The following is a 22,532-nucleotide window of genomic DNA, read 5'->3' as shown; positions in this document are numbered from 1 at the left end:
ACAGGTCGGCAGCCTCGACGGCCCGCCGAAATGAGCACGGTACGTAGCAGCAACACCCAGCATTCGACAGCGAAAGGTGAGGCGAGATGAGACGACCAGTCGCACTGCGACTCAATGCGGCACTGGCCACGATGGCCCTTGCGGCCGCGACCGGTGTGGTCATGTCGATGCCCGAGGCGTCGGCAGCAACCGGTACCGCCACCGGCTATGCGACCCAGAACGGTGGGACCACCGGCGGTGCGGGCGGCCAGACGGTGCGGGCCACCACGGGGACCGCGATCCATGCGGCCCTGTGCGGCCGGGCCAGCAGCAGTACCCCGATCACCATCGAGGTCGAGGGGACCATCAACCACAGCAACACCGCCAAGGTGTCGGGCGACAGCTGCAACACCGCCGACGGCGTGATCGAGCTCAAGCAGATCAGCAACGTCACGATCGTCGGCGTCGGCAGCGGAGCGGTCTTCGACCAGCTGGGCATCCACATCCGCGAGGCCAGCAACATCATCATCCAGAACGTGACCGTCCGGAACGTCAAGAAGTCCGGCTCGCCCACGTCCAACGGTGGTGACGCCATCGGCATGGAGAGCGACGTCCGCAACGTCTGGGTCGATCACACCACCCTTGAGGCGTCCGGTGGAGAGTCCGAAGGGTTCGACGGCCTCTTCGACATGAAGGACAACACCCAGTACGTGACCCTGTCCTACAGCATCCTGCGCAACTCCGGCCGCGGGGGCCTCGTCGGATCCAGTGAGACCGAGCTCTCGAACGGCTTCATCACGTACCACCACAACCTGTACGAGAACATCGACTCCCGCACCCCCTTGCTGCGTGGCGGCATAGCCCACATCTACAACAATTACTACGTGAAGCTCAACGAATCCGGCATCAACTCCCGAGCCGGGGCTCGCGCGAAGGTGGACAACAACTACTTCAAGGACTCCAAGGACGTCCTTGGCACCTTCTACACCGACGCGGCCGGCTACTGGCAGGTCAGCGGCAACACCTTCGACAACGTGACCTGGTCGACCCCCGGCAGCGAGAACAACCCCGCCGGCCCCAACCCCCAGTCCAACACCACTGTCAGCATCCCTTACTCCTACAACCTCGATGCGGCCAGTTGCGTGCCGGACATCGTGACCCAGACGGCAGGCGCCGACAAGGGGCTGCAGGTATCGAACGGCAACTGCTCGCCGCAGACACCGACACCGACACCGACCACCCCCACGCCCGACCCCACCACCCCCACGCCGGACCCGACCCAGCCCAGCGGGACCAACCTCAGCATCGGCGCCGGCTCCGACGGCTCCAGCAAAGCCAGCGGGACGAGCTTCGGTAACGTGCGCGACGGTGACATGAACACCTACTGGTCACCGGCCGGCTCGACCGGTTCCATCTCGATCAAGTGGGCCTCCTCCACCGCCGTATCCAGGATCAACATCCGGGAAGCGTCAGGCTCCGCAGGCAGCATCGGATCGTGGAAGGTCATCAACGGCGACACCGGCGCAGTCCTGACGTCCGGCAGCGGTGCGGGCGTCATCTCGGTACCCCGGACCTCACTGAGCAAGATCACTTTCGAGATCACCAGCTCGACGGGCACACCGAAGATCGCCGAATACGAGACCTACGCCGGATAGCGGCGCAGTCCCGCCGACCGTCCGGGAGCCGGCATCCCCGGACTCGCCGGGCAGCAGCAACGGGGGCCGTCGCAACCGACGGCCCCCGTTCAGATCGATCAGCAGGGCGCGGACGGTCACGGCGAGGACGAGCCCAGACGTCTCGGCGCGCACAACCATGGCGTACCGGGTTGGGGGGGGGGGGGGGGGGGGGCGCCGCCGGCGGGCCCCCCCCCGCCGCCGCCACGCCCCGGCCCGGCCGCGCGACACCCCCCCAGCCGCCCCCCCCCCGGGGGGGGGGGCGCCCGGCGGGGGGGGGGGGGGGCCGCGCCCCCCCCCCCCCCCCCCCCCCCCCCCCCCCCCCCCCCCCCCCCCCCCGACTGCTGCCGCTGCGGATCAGGCCCGCGGCCCGGTCAGCGGACTCCGTGAGGGGCGCGGGCCACGAGACCGGACTGCCATCGCCTTCGCGTACTCGGGTATGCGGCGCAGCGGATGGCTCCCTGGAACCGTCGGGGTTCTACGTATTGAGGCTTCTTGGTTCGTCGGGCCGTGACACCTCGGTGCTCAGGATGCCGGCCGATGGCCAAAGGTAGGGTCGAGCACATTCGCGAGATCGATGACGTTGATGGTTCGGGCATTGAGGAGTCGTTGATGGACCACCCGGACCCGCAGTATGTCGCACGCCTGGCCACGTACGGATCCGTTTCCACGCACCTGTCGCTGCTCAGCGACCATCGAGTCGGCGAAGTCGTGGCCGCGGCCACCCCTCTCGGGTCAGGCATCGGGGGCAGGTCGGCGGAGCTCAAGGTCGGTGGGACCCGCGTCTTCGTCAAGCGAGTCCCTCTGACGGACATCGAGATGCGGCCGGAGAACCTACGGTCGACGGCGAACCACTTCGGCCTGCCGATGTTCTATCAGTACGGGGTGGGCTCAGCCGGCTTCGGGGCCTGGCGCGAGTTGGCTGTGCACACGATGACCACCAACTGGGTCCTCGGGAACGAGTACGAGGGCTTTCCGCTGATGTACCACTGGCGAGTCCTTCCGGACTCCCCTCCCCAGGGATTCGCCGACGCTTTTGGGGGCGTCGACGGGGCGGTCGCGCACTGGGAGGGCTCGTCAGCCGTGCGTGAGCGGCTGGAGGCCATCGGTCGGTCCTCCTTCAGTCTTGTGTTCTTCCTGGAACACGTCCCGCACACACTTGCCGTGTGGCTGGACGACCAACGGAAGGCCGCAACGGAGGGCGCAGACGGCCCGACGTACGCGTGGGCGGAGGAAATCCTGACGCGCGGAGCCGCCTTCATGAGCTCCCGCGGGCTCGTCCACTTCGATGCCCACTTCAGCAACGTCTTGACCGACGGCCGGTTGATCTACTTCGCGGACTTCGGTCTCGCCCTGAGCTCCAGGTTCGAACTATCGCAGGACGAAGTCGAGTTCCTCACCGCCCATCTCGCGTATGACAGCTACTACATCGCCAACCATCTGCTGCGCCATCATCTACCCGACGGCGTGCGCGGCAAAGTGGACCACGAGGTGTTCCTGCACAACTGGATCGCGGGTGAAAGGTCCGAGGCGGTTCCGCCCGCGATCGCCGCGATCATCGACCGGCACGCCCGGGCTGCCGTTGTGCTGGACGGGTTCCACCGCCGGCTGCTTACGGTGAGCAAACGGACCCCGTATCCGGCTGCCGAGATTGAACGGGCCAGGCCGGGTGGTCGTTCAGCGCGGTAGAGGCAGGCGGGCTCGGCTGGCGTCCGCAGGCCAGGTCAGGCGCCGCCGTCGGGGTACCCCGTGCGTGCCCTGCTCATCGAAGACGAGTCCGGGCCTCGGCTCACCGACCTTGCTCAGGGCTTCGGCTGCCGGGCTGCACGGCACCGGCCCGTCACCAACGTTGCCGCGCTGCCACCCACCGATCGGCCCACGGTGTCCAGCTGACCGACACCGCCTTGATGTCGGTGACGAAGGGGCGTTGGCCTCCGCCTCGGGCTGCATGGAGCTGAGCGAGCCGTTTCGGTGACAGCGTTGCGGCCGTTTCCGCATGCCATGCCTCGGGTGGCGCAGGCGCAACCGCATCCGGACAGTTTCGTCATCTCTACCCGGCCGATGGGCAGTGCCAGGTCACAGGCGGACGACGACCACGGCCGTGTCATCGGTGGCGGAGCTGAGGTCGATGAGTGCGTCTGCCAGTTCCTCGACCTCACCGTTGCCATGGCGAGCCAGATGGTCGGCGAGGCGCTGCAGGCCTTGGTCGATGTCCTCCCCGCGGCGCTCGATCAGCCCGTCGGTGTACAGGACGAGGGTGGCGCCGTCGACGTAGGTGGTGGAGGCCTGTGGTCGGGGGGTGTGTTCGAGGCTGGCCCCCAATGGCGGGTCGGTCGCCTCGTCCAGGAAGCGCACGGTGCCATCGGGGTCGGCCAGGGCCGGGGGCGGGTGGCCGGCGCTGCTGTAGGTGATTCGGTGGTCGGCCCAGGCGATGATGGTCTGCACCGCGGTGGTGGACAGGGCGCCGTCCACGGAGCGGGCGTACAGGTCGAGTCCGTCGAGTGCCGATGCGGGGCCGCCCACGACGCGGATGGCGGCGCTGAGGGCGCTGCGCAGCTGGCCCATGACGCCGGCCGCGGCCAGGCCGTGCCCGACGACGTCGCCGACGGCCACGGCGTACTTGCCGTCGGGGAGTTGGGTCACGTCGTACCAGTCCCCGCAGACGTTGAGGGCGTGGACCGCGGGGCGGTAGCGGACCGCTGCCTGGTGGCGGGCGAGGACCTGGGGGGCGGGCAGCATCGATTCCTGGAGCGCGAGGGCGATTTGTCGTTCGCGGGCGTTGGCCTGGCGCAGTCGTTCGTTGACCTGCTGCAACTGGCGGGAGCGGGCGTACAGCTCGAGTTCCATCTGACGACGCCGGTGATCGGCGTCCGGGTCGCCGGCGCGGACGAGGTCGGTGATTTCCTCGAGGCGGTGCACGATCAGCGTGACCTGTCCGTCGGAGTCCAGGACGGGGGCATTGATCGGGCTCCAGTAGCGCTCCGCGAACACTCCCGGCCGGTCCGGTTCCTCCAGATCGTGGCGGATGGGGCCCGCGACGTCCTGGGCGCGGCTCTCCAGCACCCGGTGCAATGATGCCTTCAGACCCGCCATTTCGGATTGGTCGTCCTGTGGGAAGGCGTCGAACACGTACTTGCCCATGAGCTCGTCGCGGGTGCGACCGACCAGATCTTGAAAAGACGGGTTCGCGTCCATGATGACGAACACGGAATTGAGTATCAGCGTTGCGCTGGGTGACGCCTCGAAGATGGCGTGATAGTCGATCCCCGGTTCTCTCACGGCATACCCCGGACAGGTTGGCGATCGATTCCGCTATTCGTGCTCCCTTTGTTCAGTATGCTGTCGGGCTGCCGTGGTCGCCTCTCGGCCGCGCATACCTGCCATCGCAGCTGTGAGCGGGCAATCGCCGGATCCATGTCCTCGACGGAACGCTTCGCCTGGTACTCGGCGAGCGCGATCTCATCCGGGTGGCGCCGCCGGGTTCGACACCCGCACGCCGCGGGCCCCCACGCGCTCACGCTCAGAACGCATTGCGTATCGGGCATACAGTCTTGCTCATGACGCAAGGTGATGGTGAGCTCGACAGCCTGGTACGCAAGCGGATCCGCGCGCTGCGGGTGGCACAAGGCTGGTCTCTGGACGACTTGGCCGCCCGGGCCCGGCTCAGTCCCTCCACGCTCAGTCGGATCGAGACCGGTCAGCGCCGCCTTGCTCTGGACCAGCTCGTCACCCTCGCCCGTGCCCTGGACACCTCGCTCGATCAGCTCGTCGAGACGGCCACGGACGATGTCATCTCCAGCCCGATGATCGACGCGGCCCACCAGTCGATGCGGTGGCCCGTCCGGGCGGACCCGGGTATGACGGTCGTGCGTCAGCGGATGACGGATCCACCGCCCGACAGCCCTTCGCGTATGCGTGCCCATCCCGGCCACGAATGGCTCGTTGTCCTCTCCGGCACCGCGATCCTGCTGCTGGGCAACCGCCGCTTTCGCGTAGAGACCAATCAGGCCGCGGAGTTCCCCACCATGCTTCCGCATGCCATCGGCGCAGAGGGCGGCCCGTGCGAGATCCTGGGCATCTTCGACCGCGATGCCCGCCGCGGGCACCAAAGCGGTGAGAGCGCAGGGGGCGCCGGCCGTCCGTCGCAGTGATGTGAGCGTCGCGCAGCCGGCTCTCCTTGCCGCAGGTCGCCAAGGGCTGTCCCGTAATCCCTGGTGGATCGGCGCGCGGCGTCGGATGCGGTGCATCGTAAGGCGGAGGGGCGTCCTCATACCGGGCGTATTCGGGCGTTCCGACAACGCAGCGAGGTGCCGTATGTGTTGCGTGCGCCCGCCAGGGATTACGGGACAGCCCTTAGCTGCTTGCCTATTCAGCAGTCCAAGCAGCCATTGTCTTGCGTATTCGGAAAGCAACCGTGCCGCACGCCTCTGATCCTCTTAGCGTGGGTGCCATGACGCACACATCCCCGCATGCGGCGCACGACCACGGCGCGCGCTCGGTCCACCAGCACGGACAGCAGCAGGACGCCGACGGCCAGGCGGAGATCCTCGACCTCGATGCGGAAGTGCTTGCAGATCACATCGCCTCCATCACCGCATGGCTGCCCGTCGAAGCCGCCCCCCGTCACATTGTGGACCTGGGCAGCGGGACCGGAGCCGGCACTCTCGCACTGCTCAAGCGCTTCCCCGATGCCGAGGTGACTGCCGTCGACGCCTCGACCAGCCACCTGCACCGTCTGCTCGAGAAGGCCAAGTCGGAAGGCCTGGTCGGCCGGGTGCATACCGTTCAGGCCGACCTCGATACTGCCTGGCCCGATCTCGGCACGCCCGATCTCGTGTGGGCATCAGCTTCCATGCACCACATGGCCGACCCCGATCGCACCCTGCGCCAAGTCCACGCCACGCTGGCGCCAGGCGGGCTGTTCGCAGTCGTCGAACTGGCCGGCTTCCCACGATTCCTGCCCGAAGACGCCCCAGAGGACCGGCCCGGCCTCGAGGGACGCTGTCATGCCGCACTCGACCGTCACCATGCCGAGCACATGCCGCACCGCGGCGCCGACTGGGGGCCCATGCTGACCGCCGCCGGCTTCATCGTCGAGGGCGAACGCACCATCACCGTGAACCTCGGCCCGCCCCACACCGAGGCAGTCGGCCGCTATGCACTCGGCGGCCTGCGCCGCATCCGCGGCAGCGTCGCCGAGGCGCTGACGGTCGAGGACCTGACCGCTCTCGATCAGCTGCTCGATACCGACAGCCCTCGCAGCATTCTGCGCCGCGACGACCTGACGGTACGCACCGAGCGCACCGTATGGGCAGCACGACGCACTTGAGCAGCGCGTTCTGACGCGGCCGGGGCCGACCAGGGCAGAGAGCCATTCGTCTCATTCCGGAGACGCTCGGGCGCCGGGAGGCAGACTGCTGCGGACCCTCCCGGCATGGCCCGAGCCTGTGGTGACGGTGGTTCACAGGCACCGGGAGTCTGCTCCACCCTCTGCGCTCCTGGGTGACCGTCATGTGGGGGCGCGGCCGGCACACACTGGCGGACTACCCCCGTATCCGCCGCTACCTTTGCGTGCGGACTCTCGGCGCCCTCGGACAGCTGCTCGCGCAGCGGACGTTCTCCGGACACAGGCCTGGTCCGCCACGAGGACGAGGACCGGACGGAAGCTGGGCAGGTCCTACGACCTGCGCTGCACCCGCGGCTCGGAGGAGCGCCACGTTCGAGTCAAGGGACGAGCCGGGCCAAGACGGGTCACGGGACGAGCCGGGCCAAGACGAGCGTGGAGCTGACTGTCAACGAAGTGTGCATACCTGAGAGAAGGACAACGTCGTCGATCTCCACGCTGTCAGCGACATCAAGGCCGGTACCCGCGCACACACATGCACCGCCGGCGACGGCAAGCTCATGTACTACACCGATCGGGAGCCGGCCGAAGAGGACCTTAGGCCCCGTAGATACGAGTAAGGACTCCCGGACACCACCTTCCCGTCCGGCATGTACACACAACCGCTTGATCACTCCCGCGGGACGGCGGCGCCAGGGCGGGGGTTGACGCGTGCCATGCTGGAACTTCCGGTTTTTGGTGGCGAGCGGGGAAAGCGGCAGGGTGAGGACAGTGACACGGGCGAGCCGGACGAGGATCTGGGACCGGTTCTCGGCCTCCGATCCCGGACTGTTGCGGCTGATGGCCGGCCTGCGCACAGTCGGCGCCATCGCGCTCACGCTCGCGGTCCTGGCGCTGCTCAAGGCCGATGTGAGCCACATGGTGGCCGGTGCCATCTCGGCCATGGTCGCGACCTTCGCCATCAAGGAGAAGCAGCGGCGCGAACAGGCCATCACGCTGGCGCTCGGCCTGCCCGTGGCGCTCGTTGCGATGTCACTGGGAGCGCTGTTGAGCACCCAGGTCGTCGCGGGCGACCTCGTCTTCCTCGCCTTGATCTTCGCCGCGGTCTACAGCCGCCGGTTCGGTGATCGCGGTACGGCCCTGGGACTCATCGGGTTTCAGATCTACTTTGTGTCGCTGTTCGTCGGGGCCGCAGTCTCCGCGCTGCCGGGGCTGTGCGGAACACTGGTGGTCGCGTTCGTCTGCAGCGCGGCCGTGCGGTTCGGCCTGGTTGTCGAGACGCCCGAACGCATTCTGCTGCGGCTGCGCGAGGCCTTCCGCGCCCGCCTCGCCCAATTGGTGTCCGCCCAGATCGAGCTGCTCGTCGCCGGGCCGGACCACGTCGAGAAGGCGCTGGAGGACGTACGCCGGCACACCGCCCGCCTCCACCAGAGCGCGATGATGATCCAGGGGAGGCTGGAGGAGGGCACCAGCGACAGCGCCACAGCCTTGCTCGTCCAGCGCCGTGTCGCCGACGCCGAGATCGCTGCCGAGCGGCTCGGCGTACTCGTCCTCACCGCGCGCAGCTCCGAACGCGCCGATACGCTCACGCTTCATCTGCCGCACGCGCCCGCGCCGGCGCCCGGCAACCAGCTGCGGAAACAGGACGACATCACCGCGACGCTGCGCCGTGATCTCGACGCGTTGCGCCTGCTCATCGCCCGCCCGGCCTCGAACAATCGCGGCGCCGCGGTGGCCCACCTGCGCAACCGGCTGCTCGGCTATCGGGACGAGGAGAATCTGCCGCGCGCCTCGGCCCCCGTCCAGGACGTCTTCCGCGGCATCGGGGAGGCGGCGCGCGGTGTCATGGGCCTGCGGCTGGCGCTCGACGGGCCACAGGACGAGTCCCACGACACACCTGCGACGACGCGTTCGCGCGAGGAACTGGACGCCGAGGACGTCGCCATCGCGCAGGCCGAGGAGACCGAGCCTGTCGAGGATGCCCGCAAGGGACTTGAGCGTCCCACGACCCGTGCCGCGGTCCAGGTGTCGGTGGGTTCGGCGCTGGCCATCGTGGGAGGGGAGTTCCTCTCCAGTCAGCGCTGGTACTGGGCGGTGCTGACCTGCTGGGTCGTCTTCCTGAACACGGCGTCAACCGGGGAGATCCTGGTCAAGGGCTACCGTCGGCTGCTGGGCACGGTTCTCGGCGTCGTCGCCGGTGTCGGCCTGGCGGGCCTGGTGGGCCACCACACCTGGACGGCGTTCGCACTCGTGCTGCTGTTCGTCTTCGCCATGTTCTTCACCGCGCCGCTGTCGTACGCCCTGATGTCATTCTTCGTCACGGCGGCACTGGGGCTGCTGTACACCCTGCTCAACACCTACAGCTACGCGGTGCTTGTCCTGCGGATCGAGGAGACCGCGCTCGGCGCCGCCTGCGGCGTGATTGCGGCGGCCGTGATCCTGCCGGTGCATACCGATCGCCGTACCGACGAACTTCTCGGCACGGTGCTGACCCGGCTCGGTGTCGTCAGCGATGCCGCGGTGGAGCAGCTGAGCGGCGGGCCCGCGCGCGATCTGCTGGACATGGCCCGGGATCTTGATACGGCACTGGAGGATCTGCAGTCCTCCACGCAGCCGTTGACCCACCCGATCACCCCGCTGCGGACCCGCCGCCAGACCGCCCGCTACGTCGTGGCGCTGCTGGAGACGTGCGCCTACCACGCGCGTTCGCTGGCGGCGACGGCCGAACTCCTCCCGAGCAGCAAGAGCGTCGCCGCGGACCCCCTCCTGAAGGGGGCAGGCCGGCGCATCGCCCACAACATCGACGTCCTCGTCGCGCGTGTCGAGGACGACGACAGCGACGGCGTGGTGGAGACCGGCGCGAGCCTGGCGTCCATGCTGGAGACGGACAAGCCCGGCTTTCCCCGGCACGACCGTGTCACGGACCGTGTCCTTCGGCATCTGCAGCGCCTGGACGAAGGGTTGATCGGTCTGGCCCGCCCTCTCGGGGTGTCTGTCTCGACACCCGACCGGGCGTCGTCTCGGGGCGGGGGAGGGGACGGGGGCGCGTAGCCGGGCCGGCGTCGCGGCGTTCAGCCCATGTTCGACAGAAATCGGTGTGGATCCCGAAGTCCTGCGGAGGTGAGCGCGTGAGTTCCGAGGCGTTTCAGCGTGTCAAAGCCGGCGACATCGATATTGCCTACGTTGAGTCCGGCCAGGGTGAGCCGCTGGTTCTGTTGCACGGCGGGGAGAGCCACAAGGGGCAGTTCGACACCTTTCGCCCCCTGCTGGGCGCTGGAATCCGGGCTATAAGCTTCGACCAGCGTGACACCGGCGACACACTCAACGGAACCGAGCCGTACGACATCGTTCGCCAAGCTGCTGACTGCGCCGACTTCATCGCCGCACTGGGATTTGAGCGCGTGCATGTGATGGGAGCGTCGTACGGCGGATCGATCGCCATGCACCTGGCGATCCACTACCCGCATCGGGTCGCGTCTCTCATACTGTCAGGCGCCACCCCGAGCCGGACCATGACCGAGAACTTCGGTGACCGTACCGTCGCCATGGGGCCGGACGCACGGGCGCAGTTCGTGCTGGATCTGGTCCTCACCCCTGAAGGGCAGGCGAACGACCCGCAGCTCGTCGCCGACACCAAGCGCGCCCTGCGGGGGCGTCCCGCAGACGCCGACGCACGCCGCACGGCAGCGATCCAGAACCACGACTGCACTGCCCGGCTGCATGAAATCACGGTTCCTGCTCTCGTGCTGCATGGCGCGGAGGACCCGATCATCCGTGCTCAGGTCGCGGAACTCATGGCATCGGAGATCCCTGGCGCACGTCTGGTGATCCTGCCGCGTATTCGGCACGGCATCACCTTCGAGGCCCGTGAGCAGGCTGCACGACTGGCGCGCGAGTTCGTGCTGAGCCATGCCGTGGGTACGGTCCGCACCGGATACGGAGGCTGAGATGCGCAGTCACTGCGCCCGGACGAACGTTGTTGCGGTTGCCGGACGCCGAGTTGTAGGCGTGTGAACGCAGGGCCGCGGGGCTGTCGTCGTCGACCATGTGATGGAGAACTCCGTGAGCGAGGCGACGTATCTGCGGCTTTGTGGCGGGGATGGCATCGTCAGATGTGGCGGTCCCGTTCGGGACGCGCAGGCCGGCGCCGGCCGGGGAATCGCGTGGTGGAGCCCGTCTCAAGCCGCGTCTTGTGCCGCGAAGCCGTATCGCCACGTCTCATGTTCGGGCTGCCATCCGCGGGAGCGGGCCAGGGCGTTGGAGGCTCCCCGTGCCCAGCTCTGCCGTCCTGATGTGGCTTCCGGGGTGGGTACGCCGAGAGCTTCGGCCAGGACGGGCAGCCACTGGCGCCCCTGGGCCGGCTCGTCGTCCACGATGTTGACAGGGCCGGATGGCCAGTTGAGGGCGGCGACGGTGGCTCTTGCGGCATCGGCCACGTGCAGGAACGAAGTGACGGAACGGTCCGCCTCAAGGTATGCGAGCAGACGCGCGGTCGAGTCACCTGCCAGGGCCGCGGCAACGGCGCCGCCAGGCGCGTACCAGGTGCCGGGGCCGTACAGGATGCCGTACCGCAACGCCACGGCAGTCTCCAGCTCAGCCGCGGTTTCTTCCAGAGCCTGGATGCCGTCCACCATTCCTCCTCGCGGCTGTGCTGACCCGATATCGAGCGGGACGGTCTCGTCGGCCGGTGCCTCTCCCGGCGCGTACGCCCAGGAGATCGATTGGGCGACGATTCTTCCCACCCCGGCGGACTTGGCCGCGTCGACCAGGTTGCGTGTCCCCTCCCGGCGCAGCCGGTTGGTCGCTTCCCCGTCTGCGTCCGACAGGGCGGTGAGCTGGTGGACCACCGCATCCGGTGCCGCTGCCGTCATCACCTGCAGCAGTCCGTCTCTGTCCAATGCGTCCGCCTGGACGGCCGAGGCGCCCTGGCGTCGCACGCGCTCGACTCCTGCAGGCGTTCGCGAGAGTCCTGTGACTTGATGTCCGGCGTTCAGCAGCAGGGGGACGAGCAGTCGGCCGACCGTGCCGGTCGCGCCCGCGATCAAGATGCGCATGGGGATCAGTCCTTCACTTGGTTCGGGAATCCTTCGCACAGGGGAGGCGACGCAGAGGGTGAAAACGTTATGAGCAAGCATAAAGTCGTTGATCAGCACAGGTTTCGGCCTCTGCCCCGGGTAACGCCTTCGTCAGTCTGTGGCCGGCCGCTGTGGATGGGGGATGCCGTCCTTGGAGGCCGGGATGTCGTTCACCCAGATGGGCCGCAGTGCGTGTCGCGTATGACGACCCCGATCGGCAGGCGGCTCGGGAGTGGCAGCGTGCCCGGGAGCGACTCCACCCCCGTGCCCTCGGCCGCCCGCGGGGGAGTACGACCTTGTCGGCGGCCCGGACCACCCACCGGGCTCGGCCGTCCTGCCCGGGGATCCGAGGACCGTCGGCTTACGCCGGCGGCAGCATTGCCCTCCGGTGGCGACTGGTTGCTCGCCGGGGCCCGCACTCTGCGTGTCAGCGGCCGGTGCCGGCTGAGAAGGTGGTGCAGCCAGGCCCCGAGGACCGCTCCCAGGACGGGCGCGACCAGGTAGATCCACAGATCAGTGCTCTGACCGGCGAGTGCGGCAGGGCCGAACTGGCGGGCCGGGTTGATGGAGCCGCCGCTGCAGGGGCCCAGGACAGCGATCACCAGGGTGACGGACAGCCCGATGACGTACGGCACCAGGCGTGCATAGCGGGCATGGGCCATGGTGAACCCGACAGCGACGATGATGATCGTCATGCTGCCCGCCTCGGCTGCGAAGACGGACGTGGGCTGCCACGCGGGTGCGGGCACGATCGCCGCGTAGTCCACGGACGGAAGCGAGACCGCAGGCCCCCACACCAAGCGCCCAAGACCCGTCCCCGCCGCCGACCCGGCGAGTTGGGCCAGTACGTAGGGCACAACGCTGCGCCCGGGGAAGACGCCCATGAGCCACAAGGAGACCGTCACAGCGGGATTCAGGTGGCCCCCACTGCGCCGGCCGGGCGGGCTGAAAATCAGCCCGGTGAGGATGGCTCCGCTGAGGACGCCGACGACGGCGAGCGCGGCGTCGAGGTCGCCCACGTAAAGAGCGGAGTCCGGGTCACGCAGCCACCTGACGACCGTCACCGCCAGGAACAGCAGGACGGTGGTGAGCACGAACTCGTCGGCGGCACGCGCCAGGCGCAGCCGACGTGACAGAGAAGAGACGGTACTCACCAAAATCTCCTGGTGTTGGCCTGCACGGAGCAAGATCGGAGCCGGGATGTTGCCGAACAGCCGGGCTCGGTCCTCCCGGACCTGTCAGCCGGCGGGGGTGTAGTGGCCGGGGACGAGGCGGGTGGAGACGCCGAAGCGGTTCCATGCGTTGATCGTGGTGATCGCGACGATGAGGCGGGCCAGCTCGCTCTCGTTGAACTCCGTCGCGGCCCGCGCGTACACCTCGTCCGGCACGAACCCATCCGTGAGCACGGTGACCGCCTCGGTCAGCTCGATCGCCGCGATCTCCTTGGCCGTGTAGAAGTGCCTCGACTCCCGCCAGGCGTCGAGCTGGAAGATCCGCTCCGCCGACTCGCCTGCCGCAAGTGCATCCTTGCTGTGCATGTCCAGGCAGAAGGCACAGTGATTGATCTGAGAGGCGCGGATCTTGACCAGGTTCAGCAGGACGGGCTCGACTCCCTGCTTCGCCGCCGTGTCCAGGCGGACCATGGCCTTGAATGCCTCCGGGGCGAGTTTCGTCCAGTCCAGTCGGGGTGCGTGTTCGGGAAGACGTTCCAGGCTTTCGTGTGCTTCGTTCGTGTTCATGCCTGCAACGCTACGCACCCAGTGGCACTGAAGTAGGGTCCATTTCCGTGGCAGATTCACAGACCAATTCAGAGGCCGGCCCGCCCCCCGAACCCGGCACCGACCTCCATCTGGAACTGCGCGGACCCGGGCTGCGCGCCGGGCTCACGAACGCCCTCCGGGACGCCGTGCGCACGGGGCGGTTGGCCCCCGGCACCCGGCTGCCACCATCCCGCTCGCTCGCCGCCGATCTCGGTGTCTCCCGCAACACCGTGACCGACTCCTACGCCGAACTCGTCGCGGAGGGCTGGCTCACCGCCCAACAGGGATCCGGGACCCGGGTGGCCACGCGGGCCGCGCCGCGCCGGGCCACACCCGCCGCCTCCCGCGCGCAGCCGACCCGGAAACGTCCCATGTACGGCCTGCAGCCGGGTTCACCGGACCTCGCGAACTTCCCCCGCACGCAGTGGCTCACCGCTGCCCGCCGCGCCCTGACCTCGGCACCACACGACGCCTTCGGCTACGGCGACGCCCTCGGCCAGGTCCGACTGCGCACCGCCCTAGCGGACTATCTGGCGCGGGCTCGCGGGGTGTACGCCGAGCCGGAGCGGATCGTCATCTGCTCCGGCTTCCACCACGGGCTCGCGCTGATGGCGAAGGCGCTCGAGGCACGGCAGGTCCGGGCGGTGGCCGTCGAGTCGTACGGACTCGACCTCTATCGCGACCTGCTGACCGGCGCCGGCCTGCGCACCCCGCCCGTCTACGTCGACGAATTCGGCGCGCGCACCGACGACTTGGCGCGGTTGGACGGCATCGGCGCGGTACTGATGACACCCGCCCATCAATACCCGACGGGCGTCGCGCTGCGCCCGGACCGTCGCACGGCGGCTGTCGAGTGGGCGCGGCGCACCGGCGGGCTGATCCTGGAGGACGATTACGACGGGGAGTTCAGATACGACCGTCAGCCGGTGGGTGCCCTGCAGGGCCTCGACCCCGACCGGGTGGTGTATTTCGGCTCGGCAAGCAAGTCACTGGCGCCCGGGGTGCGGCTCGGCTGGATGGTCCTGCCGCAGGAACTCGTCCCGGAGATCGTTGCAGCCAAGGGATACGGCGACTACATGTCGAGTGCGCTGGAACAGTTGACGCTCGCGGAGTTCCTGACGTCAGGCGCGTACGACCGTCATGTGCGCTCGATGCGGCTGCACTACCGGCGCCGCCGCGACCAACTGGTCACGGCCCTGGCGCAAAGGGCCCCCCGCGTCCGCGTGACCGGCATGGCCGCCGGACTGCAAGCGGTCCTCGAACTCCCACACGGAACGGAGCACTCGGTCACCCAGGCGGCAGCGCGGCAGGGCCTCGCAGTCAGTGGGCTCGCCGAGTTCCACTACGAAGTGCCGGAGTCCGGCTGGCGGCTGCCCGAACGGGACGCGCTCGTGGTGAACTATGCGGCACCCTCGGACAGTGCGTGGACGGGTGCGCTGGACACACTGTGCAGGGTGATGCCACAGACGCAGGGTTGATGCCGTCGGTAGGGCCGCCGTGGCCCGGATGCTGCTTCAGGTCGCCGATCACCGCGGTCCGATGCCCCCGTTCCGCCGCTCCCTCCCCACGCGCGGTCGGCAACATGAACCGAACCAGCCCTCGTGACCGCGGTTGAGCAGGCGACGGGTCACCGCTGCGCCGCCTCCGGAACAGGCTTCGGTGCCTCAGGCGAGTGTCACGCCTACCGTGGTCGACTCACCGCAATCCGACGGATTCCTCCAGGAAGGCGAAGGCGTCGGCAGCCGTGTCGGCGGGGAAGAACAACTTGTTCAGGGGCACCGGCAGGAATCCCTCCTCCTCCATCCGGCGGAGTTGGAGTGTCAGACCGTCGTAGAAGCCGGCCGTGTTCAGGAGCACCACCGGCTTGTCGTGCAGGCCGTGCTTCTTCAACTCCAGGATCTCGGTCACCTCGTCCAGCGTGCCCAGGCCGCCCGCCATCACGACCACCGCGTCCGCGCGGGCGAGCAGCAGGGCCTTCCGTTCGGCGAGATCATCGGCGAACACCATCTCGTCGGCCTCCTGCCTGGCCCACTCCCGCAGAAAGGTGACCGAGACCCCCACGAGCCGCCCTCCGGTCTCCCGCACCCCATCGGCGACGACCTTCATCAGCCCGGTATCGGATCCACCCCACACCAAGGTGTGACCGCCCTGGCCGAGCAGCTCCGCCAGATCGCGGGCAGGTCGGGTGTAGTGCTCGTCGAGGTCTGCCGCGGAGAGGAAAACACAGACGTTCATCGTGGTGGGAGCTGCTGCTGTCATGATCTCGACGGTACGTACTGGACATCCCGGCCGCATGGACCAATTCCCAGGTGGCGGAGGGGACCAATTCACCGATCGGTCCAGCCCTCGCCGTCGGCCGACCACGGGCGCCCGTCGCGGTTTCAGGGGTCCGCGACATGGGCGATCCCCGCTGTCGGAGGAACTCCGGTGCGGCTGTTCACTCAGCTCGCCTCGCCCCAGGCTGCGGCCAGTTCCTGGCAGCCGGAGAGAAGGGCGCGACGGAATTTTCGGTCGGCCACATCATGCTCAGACCTACGTACCCGGTGCGGCCCACTCCGAGTGCCAAGGTCTGTGGATCGGTGGCGGTCTGCAGTTTCTGATGTCCTCGTCGGTGGGACCCCGCAGGGTTCTCAGGAGAGGTCCGTCAGGAAGTCCGAGAGCGCGGAGTGGAGGGTCCCTGGCTGTTCCAAGTGCAGGTCGTGGCCGGTTCGGGGGATGCTCATGGCCACGGTGGTTGGCCGCTGCCGGAGCATCTCCTCGGTTTCCTGTCGAGGGATGAAGCCCGACTGGGCCAGGACGACCAGGGTCGGGCACGTGATCTGTGCCCACTCGTGCCAGAAGGAACGCTGGGCGTTCTCCGCGAGCGAGCGGGTCATCACCTCTCGGTCGAAGCGGGGCCACCATCCGCCTCCGCGTTCCTCCAGCCCGGCTGCCCAGCCTTCGCCGACGGGTCCGCCGCCGAGGAACTGGGCAGCGGCCTCGCGGGAGACGAATGGTGTCGGCCACGAGGCGAGCCAACTGCCGATGTCGGCGGGGACGTTCGGGTTCGGGCCGCCTGGGCCGGCCTCGACGAGTACCAGCGCTCGGACCCGCTCGGGGTGTGCGGCGGCGGTGAGCATGGCCGTGTGCCCGCCCAGCGACTGGCCGGCCAGGACAGGGCGCCGCAGGGCCAGTTGGTCCAGGACGGCGATGACGTCGGCGACGTAGGCGTCGCGGGAGACATCCTGAGGGTGGCGTTCGCTGGCGCCGTGTCCGCGCTGGTCGAGCGCGATCACCCGATGCCGGGGGCTCAGTCTCTGTGCCGTCTGGTCCCATTCGCCCGCGTGACCGGCGAGTCCGTGCAGCAGCACGACGGGCTGCCCCGGCCCGCCCCAGTCCCGGCAGACAAGTCGGACGCCGTCTCGCGTCACGGTGTGCTCGGACCATGTCACGTGGGACCTCCAGGATCAGTTGAGCTTGATCATGCCGCAGGACTCTCCGGGCGTGCGACCGGCTGGTCGCGTTCGAAGCGGGCCCCGGCGCTGACGAGGGCGACGACGTGGGGCGCGTTCACGGCCCGGTGACGAGGGCGGTGAGGGGTGGGGGTCGCGTTTGTGCGTGCGGGCTTGTCAGGTTCGGTGGATGCGGACGCCGTCCAGGGCGATCTTGAGGATGTGGTCGCGCTGTTCCGGTTCGAGGTAGGCCGCTCCGGTGATTCCGGCGACCATGCGGATCAGGTCGTCGAAGGTCATGTCGGTGCGGGCCTCGCCAGCTGTCTGGGCGCGGGTGAGGAGGGGGGCGCCTGCTTCGTACATGGAGGCGCGGCAGGAGGTGAACACGGCTGATTGTGTGTCCATCGCCTCGCGGATCGCGCGTTTGGTGGCCATGTAGTCGACGAAGCGACGGAGCCATGTGGTGAGTGCTTGCCAGGGGGGCTCTGCGGCGACTTCGTCGGCGACCCGGCACAGTGCGTGGACCTCGTCCGCGTAGACGGCTTCGAAGAGTTCGGTGCGGGAGGGGAAGTTGCGGTACAGCGTGCCGATGCCGACGCGTGCCCGGCGTGCGATGTCCTCGAGTGAGGCGTCGGCGCCATGCGCGGCGAAGGCCTCGCGGGCAGCGAGCAGCAGCGCGTCGTAATTGCGTCGCGCGTCGGCGCGGCGAGGGCGCCGGGCCGCGACGATCTCGTTCACCGGGGTGTGCGCCACGAGGAACTCCTGACTTGAACCGGAGGTATGCCTCCGGTAATGTGGAGGCATACCTCCACTTTAGCAGTGGGTGGGCGGCGGCACTTGTCGTGCCCTGCCCAGGACCCTCCATCCTCCCCGACGCGGCAGTGACGCCGCGCGCCTCATCGTGCCTCCGGGCACCCCCGCGTCCCCCATCGGCGCGGGCACCCGTTTCCCCTCTCGGAGTGACTGGCCTCTCGCCGCGCCCCTTGCGTGAAATCGGCCTGCCCGCATGCCTGAGGAAGAAGAAGCTGACTGTGTCCGTACCTTCTCGCCCGCGGTCCTCGCACCGCACCACCTTCGCCGTCCTCGCGGCCGGCTCAGGGGTGTTCTCCCTCCTGCAGTCGCTGATCGCGCCCGCCCTGCCCACCGTCCAGCACGCGATGCACACCTCGCAGACGACGGTGACCTGGGTGATGACGGCTTACCTGCTGTCAGCCTCGGTCTTCACTCCGATCCTGGGCCGCGTCGGCGACCTGCTCGGAAAGAAGCGCACGCTGGTCGCCGCGCTGCTGACCGTACTCGCGGGCTGCCTGCTCGCCGCCCTCGCACCGAACATCGGCGTCCTGATCGCGGCGCGTGTCGTCCAGGGCATGGGCGGCGCCCTCTTCCCGCTCTCCTTCGGCATCATCCGTGACGAGTTCGACTCGTCACGGGTCGGCTCCGCCATCAGCAACCTCTCCGCTGTCATCGCGGCCGGCAGCGGCCTCGGCATGGTCCTGGCGGGGCCCACCGTGGCAGCACTCGACTACCACTGGCTGTTCTGGCTGCCGGTCATCGTCGTCGCTGTGACGGTCGTGCTCGCCGTCCGGCACATACCCGAATCGCCCCGGCGGGCCGAGGGCAGCGTCCACTGGCTCGGCGCCGGCCTGCTGTCGGCGTGGCTGGTGGCACTGCTGCTGCCGCTGAGCCAGGCAGGCTCCTGGGGATGGGGCTCGGCCCGGGTCCTGGGACTGCTCGCCGCCGCCGTCGTCCTGTTCGCCCTGTGGCTGCTCGCTGAGGCCCGGGCCGCGCATCCGTTGATCGACCTGCGGATCATGCGGCTGCCCGCGGTGTGGACGACCAACACGGTCGCACTGCTCTTCGGCGCGGGCATGTTCGCCCTGTGGTCGTTCTTGCCGGCCTTCACGCAGACCCCGGCCGTCGCCGGGTACGGGTTCGGGGCGGGCGTCACCGGGGCCGGTCTGCTCATGCTGCCGATGCTGGTCGCGATGTTCGTCTCCGGCGTGCTGAGCGGCCGCCTCGCGCCGGTGTTCAGTGCCAAGGCCCAGCTCGTCACCGGCTCCGCGCTCGCAGCTGCGGCCGGTGGGCTGCTCACCGTGCTGCACGCGCAGGCCTGGCAGGTCGCTCTCGCCGCGGGCATCTTCGGCCTGGGCATCGGGCTGGCGTTCGCGTCGATGGCGACGCTCATCGTGCACAGCGTCCCGGCCACCCAGACCGGCGCGGCGACCGGCATGAACGCCAACATCCGCACGATCGGCGGCTCGTTGGGCGCCGCGGTCACCGGCCTCCTGGTCACGGCCCGTCTCCAGCCGACGGGCCTGCCCCACGAGTCCGGCTACACCCACGGTTTCGCCCTCCTGACGGCCCTCTGCCTCGCCGCCGCTCTGATGGCGCTGCTGATCCCGTCCGCCCGTCCGGTACTGCGGCGCCGGGACGCCGGCTCCCCGGGCAGATTGCGCCAGGCGCGGGAGACGGCCGGAGCGGTCGCCGAGTAGACCCCGGCCGGGTCAGGTGCGACATGGTTGTTCCTCCAGGTCGTGCCGATGATGCGGCGTGACTCGGCCTGTCCGCCTGTCAGGTGAGGTGCTCGCGGAACCAGGCGAGGGCAGCGGCGCTTGCCTGGTCGAACCGGGCGGTGTACGGGTCGAAGTGGCCGCCCGGGATCATCCGCAGTCGCTTCGGTTCCAGTGCACGTTCGTAGGCCGTGAGCGCCAGGTCGGTCACGGTGACCGTGTCGTTGAGGGCGACCACCATGAGCAGCGGAGTGGGGGAGACTCGCGTGATCCAGGTCCCGGGCTCGTACATGCGGGCCGCGCGGGTGGAGCGGACGGTGACCTGGTTCTCCCACACGCCGTCGGGCTTGGGCTGCAGGTAGAAGTCGATGGCCTCCTGCGACCGGTAGGACGCGGGCACCGCCGGGTCGCTGCTCACGATGGTCTGGGTGTGCGGCGCCTCGCCGCGGAACTGTGCCCGCTCGTCCTCGGCGAAGGACTCCTCGATGCCTGCGACGGCGTCCGGTGCAATGCGGCGCAACCCCTGCTCGAACCCGCTGATGGTCGGCACCTGGGAGACCACGGCCCGCAGGCGGCGGTCGGTCGCGCCCAGCACGACGGCGTGGCCTCCGGCGTAGCTGGTGCCCCACAGGCCGATCCGGTCCGCGTCGACCTCGGGCCGGCTCTCCAGGTAGGAGATGGCCCGTCGCCAGTCGGTGATCTGCTGCCAGGGGGCGACGTCCTGCCGTGGCTCGCCGTCGCTGGCTCCGAAGGTGCGGTGGTCGTGGAGCAGGACGACGAATCCGTCCTCTGCGAAGGCTCGCGCGAAGGGCTCGAGGCCGTGGTCCCTGACGGCCGCGTAGCCATGGGCCATCGTGATCGCCGGATGCGGACCAGGCCCGTCCGGCAGGAAGAGCCATCCGCGCAGCGTGACTCCGCCGTCGGCTTCGAACGCGACGTCCTTGCGCTCACCCATGAATATCCTCCTCAGCGAAACCGGGGCCTCAGCCCTGGTGGAAATGATCGGCGTCGACGACACCGCGCAGTTGTGTCCGCAGTTCTGCGGAGAATTGGTGCCCCGCATCCCGGGGCGTGGTGAAGACGTTGTCGGCCAGGGTGTATTCGGCCGTGAGCCGGCCGACGGCCGGTAGCGGGGCCGTGTCGAAGTCCCACAAGCAGGTTCGCGCCTGTGCCGAGCACGTCTTCGCCCGCATGAAGACCTGGAAGGTCCTCCGCGACTGCCGCCCCGAAGGTGACGGAGTCCACCACGCCATGCGCGGCATCGCCCGGATGCACGACCTCGCCCTCGCCGGATGGACGAGCGGGCCACACGATGGCCAAGCACGCCCAAGGTGACCCAAAGATCTTTGCGGGACAGCCCTTAGGCGCCAGTCTCACCAGCGCTCGTCCGGATGCGGCAAGCAGGGGCCGTGGCGGACGTGAGGTCGAACTCCTGAAGCGGGTGTCGGCCCACCTGTCCCGACTTGAACGAGCTGTGGGTCTTCGACTGCCGGCCGAGCGGGCCATCAGTCTCATCGACAGTCTCATTCGCTGCCGTTCACGGCCGTTCAGCGTTCCTGCAGACAATCCAGGGACCCGGCCCACGGGCGACCGTGACCAGGGCGAAGGGGGCCATGCAGAGTCGGAAAAGTGTGCGCTGCCCGAGTGGACAGAGAGCCCGTCACATTGGCGCCCAGCAGGGATCGCCCAGCGAGCAGCCACCGCACTGAGCCTGTCGGAGCGCCGTAGGCGCCCTCACGGCCTCACTGCTTCTCCACCGTCGGCGGCATCCCATAGGCCGGTCGCGGGCACCGGCCTGCCGCAGGCGACTGCAGCAGGCCGGTGTGAGGCCGTCCGGTGCGGAGGGATGCCGTGAGATGCGTGCGGGAGGTCCGCAGCGGTTCTTGCGCTTGTCTCACCGTGGTCGTGCCGGTGTGGTCACTGGGTGAGGTGGAAGGTGAGGTGCCTCTCCGTCGTGCCGGCCGGGACTGTGTGGACGTAGCCTCCGGCGCCGCTGTAGGTGCCCGAGCCGCCGGTGATGGCGACGTCGACGGCGGAGGCGGCCGGGAGGTGGAGGAGCGCCTGGCCGGCGATCTGTCCCTTGGGCAGGGCGAAGGTGCCCAGGCATTGCAGTGCGTCGGGGCTGGTGTGTACGTAGGTGCACACGACGCTGTGGTCGCCGATCCTTTTTCCGTTCTGGTACAGGTCTTCGGCGATGACGAGCTGGTCGCCGAGGCTGTGTCCCTTTTTGCCCACGTCGATGGATGCGGTCTGGGTCTGTTTGGCGACCATCTGGATGATTTCCGTGTTGTGGTCCTCGTGGTGCAAGTCGGGGGTGTTGGCCGATGCCGGCGGAGCACCGGCGAGGAGCACGGCGGTCACACCGGCGGCGGGGATGAGCTTGCGGAGACTGATCTTGCGCATGGTGGGTCCTTCCGTGATCTTCTGAGTGGGTGCCGGCACGAAGAGGGCGGCTGGGGGTCCGTCTGCGGGACGCCGCTCGCGCCCAGGGGCCGGCGTGGGGGGATCACGTCACGACAACTCCGACGGGCGGAGTGACCAATCGGCCTACATTAACCTTGGGCGCCCAAGATCGCCCGCTGCCGCAAGAGCCGCCCGATTGGCCAAGACGAGTGCATTACGGCCCAGCTCATCGACACCCCTGCCCGGATCCGGCCCTCCGGTGAACTCGCCGACCCCGCCTGCGAAGTCCCCGGTACCGGAGAGAACGCACTACATCGGCCGAGGCCAGGTCAGCGACATGATCAAGAGCGGCTGGGG

Annotated in this window: 18 protein-coding genes and 1 pseudogene; 9 read left to right on the top strand and 10 right to left on the bottom strand. The window is 68.9% G+C overall.

Going from position 1 to position 22,532, the window contains the following annotated elements; all coding sequences use genetic code 11:
- Nucleotides 1-86: 86 nt before the first annotated feature.
- Together ACIA8E_RS29195 and ACIA8E_RS29190 are read left to right on the top strand one after the other, a co-directional pair.
- Nucleotides 87-1,634, top strand: coding sequence for a polysaccharide lyase family 1 protein (locus ACIA8E_RS29195; protein ID WP_399302338.1), 1,548 nt, complete (start codon nucleotides 87-89; stop codon nucleotides 1,632-1,634).
- A 630-nt stretch (nucleotides 1,635-2,264) separates the two neighbouring features.
- Nucleotides 2,265-3,341 carry a protein kinase family protein gene (locus ACIA8E_RS29190; protein WP_399302336.1) on the top strand — a complete coding sequence of 359 codons (1,077 nt, stop codon included), beginning with the start codon at nucleotides 2,265-2,267 and terminating at the stop codon, nucleotides 3,339-3,341.
- Nucleotides 3,342-3,728: 387 nt separating this feature from the next.
- Here the strand turns inward: ACIA8E_RS29190 and ACIA8E_RS29185 are convergent, their stop codons facing one another.
- Nucleotides 3,729-4,931: a PP2C family protein-serine/threonine phosphatase gene (locus tag ACIA8E_RS29185; protein WP_399302334.1), complete on the bottom strand. Its 1,203-nt coding sequence runs from the start codon at nucleotides 4,929-4,931 to the stop codon at nucleotides 3,729-3,731.
- Between the two features lie 278 nt (nucleotides 4,932-5,209).
- Here ACIA8E_RS29185 and ACIA8E_RS29180 point away from each other — a divergent pair, with 278 nt between their 5' ends.
- The 4 genes from ACIA8E_RS29180 to ACIA8E_RS29165 all read left to right on the top strand — a co-directional run bounded on the left by ACIA8E_RS29180 (nucleotide 5,210) and on the right by ACIA8E_RS29165 (nucleotide 10,943).
- Nucleotides 5,210-5,803, top strand: a complete 594-nt coding sequence (locus tag ACIA8E_RS29180) for a helix-turn-helix domain-containing protein (RefSeq protein ID WP_399302332.1) — start codon at nucleotides 5,210-5,212, stop codon at nucleotides 5,801-5,803.
- Nucleotides 5,804-6,102: 299 nt separating this feature from the next.
- Nucleotides 6,103-6,981 carry a methyltransferase domain-containing protein gene (locus ACIA8E_RS29175; protein WP_399302330.1) on the top strand — a complete coding sequence of 293 codons (879 nt, stop codon included), beginning with the start codon at nucleotides 6,103-6,105 and terminating at the stop codon, nucleotides 6,979-6,981.
- 855 nt (nucleotides 6,982-7,836) lie between these two features.
- A complete protein-coding gene (locus tag ACIA8E_RS29170; RefSeq protein ID WP_399302414.1) occupies nucleotides 7,837-10,047 on the top strand; it encodes an FUSC family protein in 2,211 nt (736 codons plus the stop codon).
- 77 nt (nucleotides 10,048-10,124) lie between these two features.
- Entirely contained in the window at nucleotides 10,125-10,943 is an 819-nt protein-coding gene (locus ACIA8E_RS29165; RefSeq protein ID WP_399302328.1) for an alpha/beta fold hydrolase, read from the top strand.
- A gap of 231 nt (nucleotides 10,944-11,174) precedes the next feature.
- On the opposite strand, the gene ACIA8E_RS29160 is transcribed toward ACIA8E_RS29165, so the two are convergent.
- From ACIA8E_RS29160 to ACIA8E_RS29150, 3 genes are all read right to left on the bottom strand, one after another.
- Nucleotides 11,175-12,050, bottom strand: coding sequence for an NAD-dependent epimerase/dehydratase family protein (locus ACIA8E_RS29160; RefSeq protein WP_399302326.1), 876 nt, complete (start codon nucleotides 12,048-12,050; stop codon nucleotides 11,175-11,177).
- A gap of 191 nt (nucleotides 12,051-12,241) precedes the next feature.
- Nucleotides 12,242-13,225, bottom strand: coding sequence for an MIP/aquaporin family protein (locus ACIA8E_RS29155; protein WP_399302324.1), 984 nt, complete (start codon nucleotides 13,223-13,225; stop codon nucleotides 12,242-12,244).
- An 84-nt stretch (nucleotides 13,226-13,309) separates the two neighbouring features.
- Nucleotides 13,310-13,810 (bottom strand): carboxymuconolactone decarboxylase family protein, encoded by a 501-nt coding sequence (locus ACIA8E_RS29150; protein WP_326601445.1) that lies wholly within the window; start codon nucleotides 13,808-13,810, stop codon nucleotides 13,310-13,312.
- A 47-nt stretch (nucleotides 13,811-13,857) separates the two neighbouring features.
- Between ACIA8E_RS29150 and ACIA8E_RS29145 the strand changes: the two genes are divergently transcribed.
- The gene (locus ACIA8E_RS29145) at nucleotides 13,858-15,309 is read left to right on the top strand and encodes a PLP-dependent aminotransferase family protein (RefSeq protein ID WP_399302322.1); all 1,452 of its coding nucleotides are present in this window, start codon (nucleotides 13,858-13,860) and stop codon (nucleotides 15,307-15,309) included.
- Between the two features lie 217 nt (nucleotides 15,310-15,526).
- Here ACIA8E_RS29145 and ACIA8E_RS29140 read toward each other — a convergent pair whose 3' ends face one another.
- From ACIA8E_RS29140 to ACIA8E_RS29130, 3 genes are all read right to left on the bottom strand, one after another.
- The gene (locus ACIA8E_RS29140) at nucleotides 15,527-16,066 is read right to left on the bottom strand and encodes a TIGR00730 family Rossman fold protein (RefSeq protein ID WP_399302412.1); all 540 of its coding nucleotides are present in this window, start codon (nucleotides 16,064-16,066) and stop codon (nucleotides 15,527-15,529) included.
- A gap of 395 nt (nucleotides 16,067-16,461) precedes the next feature.
- Nucleotides 16,462-17,262 carry an alpha/beta fold hydrolase gene (locus ACIA8E_RS29135; RefSeq protein ID WP_399302320.1) on the bottom strand — a complete coding sequence of 267 codons (801 nt, stop codon included), beginning with the start codon at nucleotides 17,260-17,262 and terminating at the stop codon, nucleotides 16,462-16,464.
- A 177-nt stretch (nucleotides 17,263-17,439) separates the two neighbouring features.
- The gene (locus ACIA8E_RS29130) at nucleotides 17,440-18,015 is read right to left on the bottom strand and encodes a TetR/AcrR family transcriptional regulator (RefSeq protein WP_399302318.1); all 576 of its coding nucleotides are present in this window, start codon (nucleotides 18,013-18,015) and stop codon (nucleotides 17,440-17,442) included.
- 278 nt (nucleotides 18,016-18,293) lie between these two features.
- Here ACIA8E_RS29130 and ACIA8E_RS29125 point away from each other — a divergent pair, with 278 nt between their 5' ends.
- Entirely contained in the window at nucleotides 18,294-19,754 is a 1,461-nt protein-coding gene (locus ACIA8E_RS29125) for an MFS transporter (protein ID WP_399302316.1), read from the top strand.
- A 79-nt stretch (nucleotides 19,755-19,833) separates the two neighbouring features.
- On the opposite strand, the gene ACIA8E_RS29120 is transcribed toward ACIA8E_RS29125, so the two are convergent.
- Together ACIA8E_RS29120 and ACIA8E_RS29115 are read right to left on the bottom strand one after the other, a co-directional pair.
- Nucleotides 19,834-20,727: an alpha/beta hydrolase gene (locus ACIA8E_RS29120; protein ID WP_399302314.1), complete on the bottom strand. Its 894-nt coding sequence runs from the start codon at nucleotides 20,725-20,727 to the stop codon at nucleotides 19,834-19,836.
- Nucleotides 20,728-20,755: 28 nt separating this feature from the next.
- A complete protein-coding gene (locus ACIA8E_RS29115; RefSeq protein WP_399302421.1) occupies nucleotides 20,756-20,965 on the bottom strand; it encodes a hypothetical protein in 210 nt (69 codons plus the stop codon).
- Here ACIA8E_RS29115 and ACIA8E_RS29110 point away from each other — a divergent pair.
- Nucleotides 20,913-21,107 (top strand): annotated as a pseudogene (locus tag ACIA8E_RS29110) (hypothetical protein); the annotation flags it as partial. The gene ACIA8E_RS29115 and the pseudogene ACIA8E_RS29110 overlap by 53 nt on opposite strands.
- A 582-nt stretch (nucleotides 21,108-21,689) precedes the next feature.
- Here ACIA8E_RS29110 and ACIA8E_RS29105 read toward each other — a convergent pair.
- Nucleotides 21,690-22,175 (bottom strand): hypothetical protein, encoded by a 486-nt coding sequence (locus tag ACIA8E_RS29105; protein ID WP_399302312.1) that lies wholly within the window; start codon nucleotides 22,173-22,175, stop codon nucleotides 21,690-21,692.
- Between the last annotated feature and the right edge of the window lie 357 nt (nucleotides 22,176-22,532).

Origin of the sequence: Streptomyces sp. NPDC051664 (assembly GCF_044453545.1) — a bacterium.
In the GTDB taxonomy this organism is placed as follows: Bacteria; Actinomycetota; Actinomycetes; order Streptomycetales; family Streptomycetaceae; genus Streptomyces.
Note: the sequence above shows the minus strand (reverse complement) of the source record. Positions and strands in the feature narration are given on the sequence as shown.

Coding starts and splice junctions, on each gene's coding strand:
- ACIA8E_RS29190 (WP_399302336.1), top strand. CDS start 2,265: ATGGACCACCCGGACCCGCAGTATGTCGCACGCCTGGCCACGTACGGA.
- ACIA8E_RS29140 (WP_399302412.1), bottom strand. CDS start 16,066: ATGAACGTCTGTGTTTTCCTCTCCGCGGCAGACCTCGACGAGCACTAC.
- ACIA8E_RS29170 (WP_399302414.1), top strand. CDS start 7,837: ATGGCCGGCCTGCGCACAGTCGGCGCCATCGCGCTCACGCTCGCGGTC.
- ACIA8E_RS29120 (WP_399302314.1), bottom strand. CDS start 20,727: ATGGGTGAGCGCAAGGACGTCGCGTTCGAAGCCGACGGCGGAGTCACG.
- ACIA8E_RS29160 (WP_399302326.1), bottom strand. CDS start 12,050: ATGCGCATCTTGATCGCGGGCGCGACCGGCACGGTCGGCCGACTGCTC.
- ACIA8E_RS29175 (WP_399302330.1), top strand. CDS start 6,103: ATGACGCACACATCCCCGCATGCGGCGCACGACCACGGCGCGCGCTCG.
- ACIA8E_RS29180 (WP_399302332.1), top strand. CDS start 5,210: ATGACGCAAGGTGATGGTGAGCTCGACAGCCTGGTACGCAAGCGGATC.
- ACIA8E_RS29150 (WP_326601445.1), bottom strand. CDS start 13,810: ATGAACACGAACGAAGCACACGAAAGCCTGGAACGTCTTCCCGAACAC.
- ACIA8E_RS29195 (WP_399302338.1), top strand. CDS start 87: ATGAGACGACCAGTCGCACTGCGACTCAATGCGGCACTGGCCACGATG.
- ACIA8E_RS29115 (WP_399302421.1), bottom strand. CDS start 20,965: ATGCGGGCGAAGACGTGCTCGGCACAGGCGCGAACCTGCTTGTGGGAC.
- ACIA8E_RS29105 (WP_399302312.1), bottom strand. CDS start 22,175: ATGCGCAAGATCAGTCTCCGCAAGCTCATCCCCGCCGCCGGTGTGACC.